Origin of the sequence: Agrobacterium larrymoorei (assembly GCF_030819275.1) — a bacterium.
Classification (GTDB): Bacteria; Pseudomonadota; Alphaproteobacteria; order Rhizobiales; family Rhizobiaceae; genus Agrobacterium; species Agrobacterium larrymoorei_B.
This window is the reverse complement of the sequence record NZ_JAUTBL010000001.1, coordinates 722,992-735,226: the sequence shown is the minus strand read 5'-3', so window position 1 is coordinate 735,226 and position 12,235 is coordinate 722,992. Positions and strand designations below refer to the sequence as shown.

The following is a 12,235-nucleotide window of genomic DNA, read 5'->3' as shown; positions in this document are numbered from 1 at the left end:
AGCAGGACGCAATCTTCTTTACCTGCTTCCTGAGTGTCGAGGAAACCATGTCTGAAAAGCCGGTCATCATCATCACCGGATGCTCCACCGGGATCGGTGCTTATTGCGCGGGCGCGCTCCACCGCGATGGCTGGCGGGTCTTTGCCACGGTGCGCCGAACGGAAGATTTGGCGGCACTGGAAGGTCAGGGCATCGAGGCGCTCATCATGGACTACAGCCGGCCTGAGACCATCTCCGCGCTGGTCGATGAGGTGGCAGCCCGCACGGGCGGCAGGATCGATGCGCTGTTCAACAACGGCGCTTATGGACAGGCTGGCGCGGTGGAAGACATTTCTGTGGAGGTGCTGCGCCAGCAGTTCGAGACCAATGTCTTCGGCTGGCACGACCTGACCTGCCGTGTCATTCCATTCATGCGCAGACGCGGGCAGGGGCGAATCGTCCATTGCTCTTCCATTCTCGGCCTCGTGCCCTATCGATATCGCGGCGCTTACAACGCATCGAAATTTGCTTTGGAGGGGCTCGGCATCACCTTGCGCATGGAGCTTGAGGGCAGTGGCATTCATGTCAGCCTTATCGAGCCCGGCCCGATCGCTTCGAATTTTACGGCGACTGCTTTGAAGCATATCAAGGCCAATATCGATACCGAGAATTCGGTGCATGCGCAGGACTATCGACGCCAGCTTGCCCGGCTTGATGGCAGCGGGCCGGTCAACAAGCATAAGCTTGGCCCTGAAGCGGTGTACAAGGAATTGCATCACGCTTTGACCGCGCGTCGTCCAAAGCCGCACTACATCGTCACTCGGCCGGCAAAGCAGGGTGCATTATTGAAGCGACTTCTACCAGCTTCTCTATTTTACAGACTTCTACGCAAGTTCGACTAGCTAAATCGCCGTCTCATCCGTTAGAACGCTTTGCAGTGGTCATTATCGCAAACCGCGGAACACGTGCGCGCGACATGCTTAGGGAGGCAATAGGATGTCCAGCTTTACCACCGTGCTTGCGGTCATTGTCATGGGGCTGGTCGTGCTGGTTCTCATTCGCGGTCTTTTCAACATGCTGAAGGGGACCGATGCCAACCGTTCCAACCAGCTGATGCAGCTGCGGCTAATTCTTCAGGCCGTGGCGATTGTTTTGATCATGCTAACCTTGTGGTTGACAGGAGGCGGACGCTGATATGGTAAAACTCAACAAGATTTATACACGGACCGGCGATGACGGTACCACGGCTCTGGTCTCCGGTCCGCGCCGGGCAAAATATGATCTTCGGGTAGAAAGCTACGGCGATGTGGACGAGACAAATTCGGTCATCGGCATGGCGCGCCTTCATACGACAGACCTTCCCGAACTCGACGCCATGCTGTCTCGCATTCAGAACGATCTTTTCGACCTTGGCGCGGATCTGGCTACGCCCGATGATGGCAAGCCCTTGTCTTACGAGCCGTTGAGGATCGTTGAATCGCAAGTCTCACGCATCGAAAAGGAAATCGATGCCTTAAACGACACGCTGTCCGATCTCAAATCATTCGTCCTGCCCGGCGGCTCGGCTGCGGCAGCGTATCTGCATCTGGCACGCACGGTGTCCAGACGGGCGGAGCGGCGTATCGTGGAGCTTGCGAAGACGGAAGGCGAGATTGTCAGCCCCGCGGCGTTGAAATACATCAACCGCCTTTCCGACTTTCTCTTCGTTGCCGCGCGTTTTGCCAATCACAACGCCGACGCGATAAAGGCGGATATCCTCTGGGTACCGGGAAAGAATCGCTAAGTCGAGCGTAGAAGTAGAGGTCGCATTCCATGTTCATTCCGCTGCATGATGCGAACTCGCTGAAGCACATCAAACTGCAATATGTGACGATGTCGCTGATCGGCATCAACATTCTTGTCTGGCTCGTCGTGGGTGCATTTTCGAGCGAGCAGCAGGCGAGCGCTGCGGTATTGGGGCTTGGTTTCATTCCCGCCGTTCTGTTCGATTATGCGTCTCTCGATCCTTCGCTGGTGCTGGTCCCGACCGATGCCACGATCGTCACCTATGCGTTTCTTCACTTGAGCTTCTGGCACCTCGCTTCCAACATGGTGTTTCTCTGGGTGTTCGGCGACAATGTGGAAGATGCGTTTGGCCATCTCGGCTTCCTGATCTTCTATCTTGCTTGCGCCGCCGCCGGAGCGCTGTTTCACGGCTTCATCGCGCCGCAATCTCAAGGACCGCTGATCGGGGCATCCGGCGCTGTTTCCGGTGTGGTCGCTGCCTACCTTCTGCTGCATCCCCGTGTGCGGGTCTGGGTACTGGTTTTCATGCGCATTCCGGTGCCGCTTCCAGCCTTTATTCCCTTGGCGTTTTGGGTCGGCCAGCAGTTCGTCATGTTGCTCTTGTACCCGGAAGAAAGCGTCTCCTGGGCGGCGCACGTCGGTGGCATCGTGACAGGGGCCATCCTCGTCGTTTTCTTTCGGCGAAGCGGCGTTCCACTGTTTGATCGAACGCTGGTCACGCCCCGGGCAGTCCAGCATAAAAATCATGTGCTGCAAGACGCTGGCGTGTCGCAAACGGAACGGCCATCCGACAGCATTCCGTGAAAATTATTCTGAGAGCGAGTATTTACGTTCACGTCAACGTAAGATATTTCGTGAGTGCATCGCGTCATGAGCATTGTTCCGTTGATCTCATTGGAAAAATGCGTATCCATGGCTCAACTTGATTGTCAGGAGGACCGTTTGGCGTATGCGCTTTATGGTCAGGAGTTGAAAGAAGGCTGCCGATGAAGATCCTTGTCCCAGTAAAGCGTGTGGTGGACTACAACGTGAAGATCCGCGTCAAGGCGGATGGCTCGGGTGTAGAGCTTGCCAACGTCAAGATGTCGATGAACCCTTTCGACGAAATCTCCGTTGAAGAAGCGCTACGCCTGAAAGAGGCCGGCAAGGCTGAGGAAGTGATCGTCGTCTCCATCGGTCCTGCAAAGGCCGAAGAGACGCTGCGTACCGCGCTCGCCATGGGTGCTGACCGCGCCGTGCTCATCGAAACCGACGAGACTGTGGAGCCGCTGGCGGTTGCCAAGCTGCTGAAGGGTGTTGTCGAGGCGGAGAACCCTGGTCTCGTCATTGTCGGCAAGCAGGCGATTGACGACGATTCCAACCAGACGGGCCAGATGCTGGCAGCGCTTCTCGGCTGGGGTCAGGGTACCTTTGCCTCCAAGGTTGAGCCGTCTGACGGCAAGGTTGCTGTGACGCGCGAAGTGGATGGCGGTCTCCAGACTGTCGAGCTGAAGCTTCCCGCCGTCGTCACCACCGACCTTCGTCTCAACGAGCCGCGTTATGCGTCGCTGCCGAACATCATGAAAGCCAAGAAGAAGCCGCTCGACAAGAAGTCGCCAGCCGATTTCGGCGTCGATATCGCGCCGCGCCTCAAGGTTCTGAAAACCGAAGAGCCCGCTGGCCGCAAGGCAGGCGTCAAGGTCGGATCCGTATCTGAGCTGGTGTCCAAGCTCAAAGCTGACGGCGTTCTCTAAGGAAAGCGAAAGGGAGATAAACCATGGCCATTCTTCTTCTGGCAGAACACGACAATGCAACCCTTTCCGACCAGACAGCAAAGACGCTGACGGCGGCAACGCAAATTGGCGGCGACGTGCATGTGCTGGTCGCCGGTTCCGGCGCCAAGGCAGCAGCCGATGAAGCTTCAAAGCTCTCCGGCGTGTCCAAGGTTCTGCTTGCCGACGACGCATCCTATGCCAACCAGTTGGCCGAGCCGCTGGCTGCCCTGATCGTTGCGCTTGCCGCATCCTATGACGTGATCATCGCACCTGCGACGGCCTCGGCGAAGAATGTGCTGCCACGCGTGGCAGCACTTCTCGATGTGGCGCAGATTTCCGAAATCACGGACGTCATTTCCTCCGACACCTTCAAGCGTCCGATCTATGCCGGTAACGCTATCCAGACGGTTCAGTCGACCGACGCCAAGAAGGTCATCACCGTTCGTACCGCATCCTTTGCTCCGGCTCAGGCTGGCGGCTCTGCCTCCGTCGAAGCCGTCTCGGCGGCGGAGAACCCTGGCGTTTCCTCCTTCGTTTCGGACGCGCTTGCCTCTTCCGACCGTCCGGAACTCACTTCTGCCAAGATCATCATTTCGGGTGGTCGCGCGCTCGGTTCTTCCGAGAAGTTCAAGGAAGTCATTCTGCCAGTTGCCGACAAGCTGGGTGCTGCCGTCGGCGCATCGCGCGCTGCGGTCGATGCCGGCTATGCGCCGAACGACTGGCAGGTTGGCCAGACGGGCAAGGTGGTTGCACCGCAGCTTTACATCGCCTGCGGCATTTCCGGTGCCATCCAGCATCTGGCGGGCATGAAAGACTCCAAGGTTATCGTCGCCATCAACAAGGACGAAGAGGCACCGATCTTCCAGGTGGCCGATTACGGTCTTGTCGCAGACCTGTTCGAAGCCCTTCCAGAGCTTGAAAAAACAATCTGATAACCGCAATGATAGGAAGCGGCGCGTTTTTACCGACGCGCCGCTTTCGTTTTGTGGCAATATGCGCAACAACGAAGACCTGACGCGCAACAGGGTCAGTCTAAGAGACCGAGACGCGCTTGGATGTAATCAGCGCTGAGACGAACCTGACAGGAGATATATGCATGACAGCCCCACTCAAGAACATCGGTGTCATCGGAGCCGGTCAGATGGGCTGCGGCATTGCGCACGTGTCTGCGCTGGCAGGCTACAAGGTGCATATCTACGACGTGTCGAAGGACCGGATTGAAGCTGGGCTTGCCACCATCAACGGCAATCTGGCGAGACAGGTCTCCAACGGTAAGCTTGAGGACGATGCGCGCAAGTCGGCGCTCGGCCTGATCGGTGGCTCTTCGGATTTGAACGATCTTGCGGCCATGGATCTTGTCATCGAGGCTGCCACGGAAAACGAAGAGGTGAAGCGCAAGATCTACGCGCAGGTCTGCCCAGTGCTGAAGCCAGAAGCCCTGCTTGCTACCAATACCTCGTCTCTCTCGATCACCCGCCTAGCCTCTGCAACGGACCGTCCGGAGCAGTTCATGGGTATTCACTTCATGAACCCCGTGCCGGTGATGAAGCTCGTCGAACTGGTGCGCGGCATCGCGACTGGCGAAAAGACCTTCGATACTGCCAAGGACTATGTCCGCTCGCTCGATAAGGCGATCACTGTTGCAGAAGATTTCCCCGCCTTCATCGTCAACCGCATTCTTCTGCCGATGATCAACGAGGCGATTTATACGCTGTACGAAGGTGTCGGCACGGTGGAAGCCATCGATACGGCCATGAAGCTCGGTGCCAACCATCCCATGGGTCCGTTGCAACTTGCCGACTTCATCGGTCTCGACACGTGTCTTTCGATCATGCAGGTGCTGCATGACGGCCTGGCCGACAGCAAATATCGCCCCTGCCCATTGCTGGTCAAATATGTCGAAGCAGGCTGGCTTGGCCGTAAATCGGGCCGCGGTTTCTATGATTATCGCGGCGAGATTCCGGTCCCGACCCGCTGATCAGGGCTGCGTGGCTGCAGTCACCAGCGCCTTCGCATCGGGACTATCCCACGCGGCGGGGCCGTTCATCGAGGCCAGTAGGCAGCCTTTGTCGTCCAGAAGCAGGGTGGCTGGCAGGCCAAAGGCAAGGCCCTCCTTCTTCAACGTATTAAAGACACCCATCGAGCTGTCGCGATAAAGCTTAAGCGAATCGATCTTGTATTCGCTCATAAAGGCCTTCGGCTTGTCATCCTCGCCATTGTCGATGTTGATCGTCACGACCTCGAATGCATCGCTGCCTTTTTCCTTTTCCAAGGCGTTGAGAGCCGGCATTTCCTCGCGGCAGGGCACACACCATGTGGCCCAGAGATTCAGCAGAACGGTCTTGCCCTTGAGATCCGCTTGCGTCATCGCGGTGCCCTCGGCGGACTTGAACGAAAGCGGAATGACGCGGGGCTTCTCCGTCGGCGCCATCGCTGCGATCTGGCCTTTCAGCAGAGGCCCGATGCTGGCGATGCGCTTGGCAGCGCCCTCACATAAAGCCGCATCCGCCACCGCTGCCCCTTGAACCTGTGCTTCAGACCCAATATGCCTGAACAACACCACTCCCCCGCCGCTGACAATGCCGGCGATGGCGGCAATTGCAACAAGTCTGGCGGAAGGAAGTCTGAAAGGTCTTTTTTCTGTCATCGAATACTCCAGGGCATGCACAATGGCTGACGGCGCAGAACAAAAATCCTCCAACCAGATGTGGGGCGGACGCTTTGCCTCCGGTCCCTCAGCCATCATGGAAGAGATAAATGCCTCCATTGGCTTCGACAAGAAGCTTTACGCCCAGGATATTCGCGGCTCCATCGCCCACGCCACCATGCTCGCTGCAAAAGGCATTATTTCCGCCGAAGATAAAGACAAGATCATCGAGGGTCTGAACACGATCCTGTCAGAAATCGAGGCCGGTACCTTCGAGTTTTCGCGCAAGCTCGAAGATATTCACATGAACATCGAAGCCCGCCTGGCCAATCTGATCGGCCCCGCCGCTGGACGCTTGCACACGGCGCGCTCGCGCAACGACCAGGTGGCGCTCGATTTCCGCCTTTGGGTCAAGGAAGAGTTGCAGAAGACCGAAGGCATGTTGAGCGCATTGATCGCGGCCTTCCTCGACCGTGCCGAGCAGCATGCCGATACCGTGATGCCGGGCTTTACCCATCTACAGACGGCACAGCCGGTGACCTTCGGACACCACTGCATGGCCTATGTCGAAATGTTTGGCCGCGACCGCGCCCGTGTTCGCCATGCCATCGAGCATCTGGATGAAAGCCCGATCGGGGCCGCGGCTCTCGCTGGCACCGGTTATCCGATCGACCGCCATATGACGGCGAATGCCCTTGGCTTCCGTGAGCCCACCCGCAACTCCATCGACACCGTGTCGGACCGCGACTTTGCCTTGGAGTTTCTCTCGATCGCGTCGATCTGCGCTACCCATCTTTCGCGTCTGGCGGAAGAAATCGTCATCTGGTCGACGCCGCAGTTCGGCTTTATCCGTCTGTCGGATGCCTTCTCGACCGGTTCCTCCATCATGCCGCAGAAGAAGAATCCCGACGCCGCGGAACTGGTGCGCGCCAAGACCGGCCGCATCAACGGCTCGCTGGTCGCATTGTTGACCGTGATGAAGGGTCTGCCGCTCGCCTATTCGAAAGACATGCAGGAAGATAAGGAACAGGTCTTCGATGCAGCCGAAAGCCTTGAGCTTGCGATTGCCGCCATGACCGGCATGATCCGCGATCTGGAGGTGCGAGCCGATCGCATGCGCGCCGCTGCCGGTTCCGGTTACTCGACCGCGACGGATCTTGCTGACTGGCTTGTGCGTGAAGCGGGCCTTCCATTCCGCGATGCGCATCACGTCACGGGCCATGCTGTGGCACTTGCTGAGAAAAAGGGTTGCGATCTCGCCGATCTCTCTCTTGAGGAACTCCAGGCGATCAATTCGGCGATCACCGCCAGCGTCTTTGATGTGCTGTCGGTCGAGGCGTCGGTTGCAAGCCGCACCAGCTTCGGCGGTACCGCGCCGTCTGAAGTGCGCAAGCAGATTGCCTGGTGGCGCGGTCGTAACTGATCGAGCGACCGATCAATCTGGCGTTACGCCACCATCACAAGAAACAGGGTGCACAAGCGCCCTGTTTTTCGGTATCAGAGATGCAAGATTTCCTTTGGACGGGTCCATGCTCTTTAAAACCTCTCGCAGTATCATCATTCCGGTTAGCGTAGCGCTCGCCGCAGGTCTTGCTCTCTCCAGCTGCGGCCGCAAGGGCGATCTCGATGCGCCAAACACGCCAGTCGAGCAGCGTAACCAGCGCTCCAGCAACAAGGTGGAAAAGACACCGGAACGCCCCTTCATCCTCGACAAGCTTCTGTAACGGATTGCAGCCGTGAACCATTTTCATTACATCGACGGCGTGCTGCACGCCGAAAACGTTCCCGTGCCTGAAATCGCCAAGGCTGTCGGGACACCGTTTTACGTCTATTCGACGGCGACGCTCGAGCGTCACTACAAGGTGTTCTCGCAAGCTTTCAGCGATGTGGACGCGATGGTCTGCTACGCCATGAAGGCCAATTCGAACCAGGCGGTGTTGAAGACACTGGCAAAGCTTGGCGCGGGTATCGACGTCGTCTCAGGCGGCGAGCTTCGTCGCGCACTGGCCGCTGGCGTCCCGGCAAGCCGCATCATGTTTTCCGGCGTCGGCAAGACACCGGCTGAAATGGATCTGGCGCTGGAGGCTGGCATCTATTGCTTCAACGTGGAATCGGAGCCGGAACTCGAGGTTCTCAACCTGCGTGCGGTAAAGGCCGGCAAGAAGGCGCATGTCTCCTTCCGCATCAACCCGGATGTAGACGCCAAGACTCACGCCAAGATTTCGACCGGCAAGAAGGAAAACAAGTTCGGCATTTCCTATCAGCGCGCGCGGGCCGTCTATGCCCATGCCGCAACACTTCCCGGCATCGACGTCAGCGGCATCGACATGCATATCGGCAGCCAGATCACTGAGCTGCAGCCTTTCGAAGATGCGTTCCGGCTTCTTCGCGAACTGGTGGAATCTTTGCGTGCAGACGGCCACAGGATCAGCCATGTGGATATCGGTGGGGGCTTGGGCATTCCCTACAAGGACGACAACAACCCGCCGCCTTTGCCGGATGCCTATGCGCATATCGTCAAGAACGAGCTGAAGAGCCTCAACTGCAAGATCGTCACCGAGCCGGGGCGCCTGATCGTCGGTAATGCCGGTATCCTCGTGACCGAAGTTCTCTATGTGAAGGACGGCGGCGAAAAGGCTTTCGTCATCGTTGACGCGGCGATGAACGATCTGATCCGTCCGACGCTTTATGAAGCCTATCACGGCATCCGTCCCGTCGTGCAGCCTTCGGCCGATGCGGCGCGGATCAAGGCCGATGTCGTGGGACCGGTCTGCGAGACGGGTGATTATCTGGCGCTCGACCGCGAGATGTCAGCACCTGAGCCCGGCGATCTCATTGCCGTCAGCTCCGCCGGTGCCTATGGCGCGGTGCAGGCTGGCACCTACAATTCGCGTCTTCTCGTGCCGGAAGTGCTGGTCAATGGCGACCAGTTCCACGTCATCCGCCCACGCGGCACCTATGAAGAGCTGATCGCGCTCGACTCCGTGCCCGCCTGGCTCGACTGACATTGCAATCACGATTAGGCGACCAGCAGGAAAAATACGGGGCAAGCGCCAGCTTGCCCTCGTCTTCGCCACAAACAATGGTATCCTGCACGCTGTTGCACTGAGAGATTTCGCGGCTGCGGCAATTGCGAGATCGTGTGGCCAGACCGGGAGAACGGATTGATGACCACCAGGCAAGGCGGAAAAGGCGCTTTCGACAAGAGACCTGAGCTGGCTCGGCGCGTGGCAGCCAAGCGGTTCTTTGCGAAGCTCGTCCTCTTTGCCGAGCGCCTTGCGCCGAAAACGCTTCTGCCTCTGTCGATCGCCGCGTTGTTTCTTTCGCTTGGCTGGTTTGGCCTGTTCCGGCAAATGCCCGACCTGCTGCGCTGGGCAGTCGCTTTTATCCTCGTCTTTACATTCCTTAGCGCGCTCTTGCCGATTGCGCGTCTGCGCTGGCCCTCGAAGGAAGAGGCGTCGCGCCTGCTTGAAGAACGCAACGGTCTTCCGCACCAGCCGGTCGGCGTGCAGGAAGACGAGCCCGCTTTCGACACCCCTATTGCGCGTGCTCTGTGGAAAGAGCACCAGATGCGCATGGCCGAGCGGATCGCCGCACTCGATGCAGGTTTGCCGCGGCCGGATATAGCCCGTCACGACCGGATGGCGCTCCGTGCCATCCCGGCACTGCTCCTCGTTGCCGCATTCGGCTTTTCCTATTCGAACGGTGCAGGCAGCATTGCCGACGCATTTCGCAGCCGTCCAGCTTCCGGGCCGCTCAACCCTGATATCCGTCTCGATGCCTGGGTGACGCCGCCATCCTATACCGGTCGGGCGCCGATTTTTCTCACCAGCCAGAACGCCGATCGTGCCGATGCGGTCTCCGTTCCCCAATCCTCCAAGCTGACGATCCGCATGACCGGCGGGGCAGGCCAGGAAGAGGTTACTTTCGAGCCTGACGAGGCCGGCGCGTTGCAAAAGCTTGCGCCGGATGGGGCACAGGATAAGGCGACCGTTGCAGCCGCGCCGCCGCAACCAAGCCCAGAGGGGCAGGCCACTGTTGCGCCCCGCACCTTTACGATGGAATTCAGAGAAAGCGGCACGATCGAGGCCAACGGCCAGTCCTGGTTCTTCAATATCATCCCGGACAAGCCACCGGTCATCGCCTTCGACAATTTGCCGCGCAGGGCAGCCAATGGCGCGCTGGAGATCGGCTTTACCGCCAAGGACGATTATGGCGTGCGTGAAGCCCATGCCGTGATCGAGCCTCTCGACGTTCAGGCTGGCGCGACGCCGCTTTATCCGCCGCCGGAATACAAGCTCGATCTTCCCCGCCAAAACCCGCGTGACATGAAGGGTGTGACGAGCCGCAATCTGACCGAACATCCGATGGCGGGAAAACGCGTCCGGATCACGCTGGTGGCAACGGATGGCGCAGGGCAAGTGGGCAAGAGCCCGCCGCAGGAGATGATCCTCCCAGGGCGCAATTTTTCCGAGCCGCTTGCGGCCTCGGTTGCCGAACAGCGTCAGATCTTTTCGCTCGACACGCGCCAGATGCCGAAGGCGATCGCCTATAACGAGGCGGTCAGCCTGCGTCCGGAAGAGACCATTCCCAACAAGACGCACTATCTTCTGCTGCAATCGGCGCAGACGCGTATGAAGCTTGCCTACAATGAGGAGATGCTGAAGGACGCCGCGGATTACCTCTGGGAAATTGCGCTTGGCATCGAGGATGGCGATCTGTCTCAGGCGGAAAAGCGCTTGCGTGATGCGCAGGATGCCCTTTCTCAGGCACTGGAGCGCAAGGCGCCGGATGAGGAAATTGCCAAGCTGATGCAGGAGCTTCGCGAGGCAATGAACGAGTTCATGAAGGAACTCGCGCAGCGCATGCAGAATGCGCCGCAGGGCAATATGAACCAGCAGGCGCAAAACGTGCTGCGCCAACGCGATCTGGAAAACATGATGAACCAGATCGAGAACCTTGCCCGCTCCGGCAACCGCGATGCGGCGCAGGAAATGCTGTCGCAGATGCAGCGCATGATGAACAACCTGCAGGCCGGCAGGCCGCAGCGCGGTCAGCAGGGCCAGCAGCAGGAAAACAGCCAGCTGCGCCAGCAGATCGACAAGCTGGGCGAGATCATGCAGCAGCAGCAGAAGTTGATGGACGAGACCTTCAAGCTCGATCAGGCGCTACGCGACCGCATGCAGCGCGGCGATCCGCAAGAGGGCGAAGAGGGCGGCGAGCAGCAGATGGGCGAAAACGGCCAGCAGCAGCCCGGCGACCAGCAACAGGGCCAGCAGGGTCAACAGCAGCAGGGCCAGCAGCAGAATGGGCAAGGACAAAACCCCGATCAGATGACAGCCCAACAGCTTCGTGACGCGTTGAAAAATCTGCGTCAGCAGCAGGAGGGACTGGGCAAGCAGCTCGGTGATCTTCAAAAGGGCCTTCGCGATCTCGGCATGGAGCCGGGGCAGAATTTCGGCAAGGCCGAGCAGGAAATGAAGGGCGCCGGCGAAGCGCTGGGTCAGGGCCGCGGCGAACGGGCTGTCGAAGGCCAAGGCAATGCGCTGAATGCGTTGCGCCAAGGCGCGCAGGATATGATGGGCCAGATCATGCAGGCCATGCGCCAGCAGGGCCAGCAGCCGGGCCAAGGTCAGCAGGGTATGATGGGGCAGGGCGACCAGAACGGTCGCGATCCGCTTGGCCGTCCACGCGCCAATTCCGGCCCTGATTTCGGTGATTCACAGGTTCGGGTGCCGGATGAGATAGACGTGCAGCGTGCGCGTGAAATTCTTGAAGCGATCCGTGAGAAGCTCGGCAATAATCCGCCTGCGGATGTGGAGCGCCGCTATCTCGAGCGATTGCTTGATATTCAGCAGTAGGCGCTTTTTATCCGACTTCAATGGCGGCAGGATAGGCGGGCTATCTTGATGACGCACTCCGCCACTCGCCTCGGCGGTGACTTAAGCTTGGCAAACATTAGACCTGAAGCCGTCACGGGTTGTGTGGCGGTCAGATGCGTCGTCTCAGAGACCTCAAGCGTCCTAAAGGACATACACCGCTCCAGAACAAGCGGTAAGCGCTCTGTTGC

General features: G+C 58.9%; 12 protein-coding genes. 11 read left to right on the top strand and 1 reads right to left on the bottom strand.

All coding sequences use genetic code 11. The annotated features are described in order from the left end of the window. Positions 1-47 precede the first annotated feature (47 nt). The 7 genes from QE408_RS03290 (at position 48) to QE408_RS03260 (ending at position 5,496) form a co-directional block, all read left to right on the top strand. Positions 48-881, top strand: a complete 834-nt coding sequence (locus QE408_RS03290; RefSeq protein WP_306928514.1) for an SDR family oxidoreductase — start codon at positions 48-50, stop codon at positions 879-881. Positions 882-975: 94 nt separating this feature from the next. Further along, a complete protein-coding gene (locus QE408_RS03285) occupies positions 976-1,173 on the top strand; it encodes a twin transmembrane helix small protein (protein ID WP_062423947.1) in 198 nt (65 codons plus the stop codon). A 1-nt stretch (position 1,174) separates the two neighbouring features. Further along, positions 1,175-1,762 carry a cob(I)yrinic acid a,c-diamide adenosyltransferase gene (locus QE408_RS03280; protein ID WP_306928512.1) on the top strand — a complete coding sequence of 196 codons (588 nt, stop codon included), beginning with the start codon at positions 1,175-1,177 and terminating at the stop codon, positions 1,760-1,762. 29 nt (positions 1,763-1,791) lie between these two features. Next, a complete protein-coding gene (locus QE408_RS03275) occupies positions 1,792-2,568 on the top strand; it encodes a rhomboid family intramembrane serine protease (protein WP_306928510.1) in 777 nt (258 codons plus the stop codon). A 182-nt stretch (positions 2,569-2,750) separates the two neighbouring features. Then, a complete protein-coding gene (locus QE408_RS03270; protein ID WP_306928507.1) occupies positions 2,751-3,497 on the top strand; it encodes an electron transfer flavoprotein subunit beta/FixA family protein in 747 nt (248 codons plus the stop codon). A gap of 23 nt (positions 3,498-3,520) precedes the next feature. Further along, positions 3,521-4,450, top strand: coding sequence for an electron transfer flavoprotein subunit alpha/FixB family protein (locus QE408_RS03265; protein ID WP_306928506.1), 930 nt, complete (start codon positions 3,521-3,523; stop codon positions 4,448-4,450). Between the two features lie 164 nt (positions 4,451-4,614). Continuing rightward, positions 4,615-5,496 carry a 3-hydroxybutyryl-CoA dehydrogenase gene (locus QE408_RS03260; protein ID WP_306928505.1) on the top strand — a complete coding sequence of 294 codons (882 nt, stop codon included), beginning with the start codon at positions 4,615-4,617 and terminating at the stop codon, positions 5,494-5,496. Here QE408_RS03260 and tlpA read toward each other — a convergent pair whose 3' ends face one another. Then, positions 5,497-6,165, bottom strand: coding sequence for a thiol:disulfide interchange protein TlpA (gene tlpA, locus QE408_RS03255; protein WP_306928504.1), 669 nt, complete (start codon positions 6,163-6,165; stop codon positions 5,497-5,499). Between the two features lie 22 nt (positions 6,166-6,187). Here tlpA and argH point away from each other — a divergent pair, with 22 nt between their 5' ends. The 4 genes from argH to QE408_RS03235 all read left to right on the top strand — a co-directional run bounded on the left by argH (position 6,188) and on the right by QE408_RS03235 (position 12,026). After that, a complete protein-coding gene (gene argH, locus QE408_RS03250) occupies positions 6,188-7,588 on the top strand; it encodes an argininosuccinate lyase (RefSeq protein WP_306928503.1) in 1,401 nt (466 codons plus the stop codon). A gap of 106 nt (positions 7,589-7,694) precedes the next feature. Continuing rightward, the gene (lptM, locus tag QE408_RS03245; RefSeq protein ID WP_306928501.1) at positions 7,695-7,889 is read left to right on the top strand and encodes an LPS translocon maturation chaperone LptM; all 195 of its coding nucleotides are present in this window, start codon (positions 7,695-7,697) and stop codon (positions 7,887-7,889) included. 12 nt (positions 7,890-7,901) lie between these two features. Beyond that, on the top strand, positions 7,902-9,170 hold the full coding sequence (gene lysA / locus QE408_RS03240) for a diaminopimelate decarboxylase (protein WP_306928499.1): 1,269 nt from the start codon (positions 7,902-7,904) through the stop codon (positions 9,168-9,170). Positions 9,171-9,332: 162 nt separating this feature from the next. Then, entirely contained in the window at positions 9,333-12,026 is a 2,694-nt protein-coding gene (locus QE408_RS03235; protein ID WP_306928497.1) for a TIGR02302 family protein, read from the top strand. Positions 12,027-12,235 lie beyond the last annotated feature (209 nt).

Coding starts and splice junctions, on each gene's coding strand:
- QE408_RS03290 (WP_306928514.1), top strand. CDS start 48: ATGTCTGAAAAGCCGGTCATCATCATCACCGGATGCTCCACCGGGATC.
- QE408_RS03285 (WP_062423947.1), top strand. CDS start 976: ATGTCCAGCTTTACCACCGTGCTTGCGGTCATTGTCATGGGGCTGGTC.
- QE408_RS03280 (WP_306928512.1), top strand. CDS start 1,175: ATGGTAAAACTCAACAAGATTTATACACGGACCGGCGATGACGGTACC.
- QE408_RS03275 (WP_306928510.1), top strand. CDS start 1,792: ATGTTCATTCCGCTGCATGATGCGAACTCGCTGAAGCACATCAAACTG.
- QE408_RS03270 (WP_306928507.1), top strand. CDS start 2,751: ATGAAGATCCTTGTCCCAGTAAAGCGTGTGGTGGACTACAACGTGAAG.
- QE408_RS03265 (WP_306928506.1), top strand. CDS start 3,521: ATGGCCATTCTTCTTCTGGCAGAACACGACAATGCAACCCTTTCCGAC.
- QE408_RS03260 (WP_306928505.1), top strand. CDS start 4,615: ATGACAGCCCCACTCAAGAACATCGGTGTCATCGGAGCCGGTCAGATG.
- tlpA (WP_306928504.1), bottom strand. CDS start 6,165: ATGACAGAAAAAAGACCTTTCAGACTTCCTTCCGCCAGACTTGTTGCA.
- argH (WP_306928503.1), top strand. CDS start 6,188: ATGGCTGACGGCGCAGAACAAAAATCCTCCAACCAGATGTGGGGCGGA.
- lptM (WP_306928501.1), top strand. CDS start 7,695: ATGCTCTTTAAAACCTCTCGCAGTATCATCATTCCGGTTAGCGTAGCG.
- QE408_RS03235 (WP_306928497.1), top strand. CDS start 9,333: ATGACCACCAGGCAAGGCGGAAAAGGCGCTTTCGACAAGAGACCTGAG.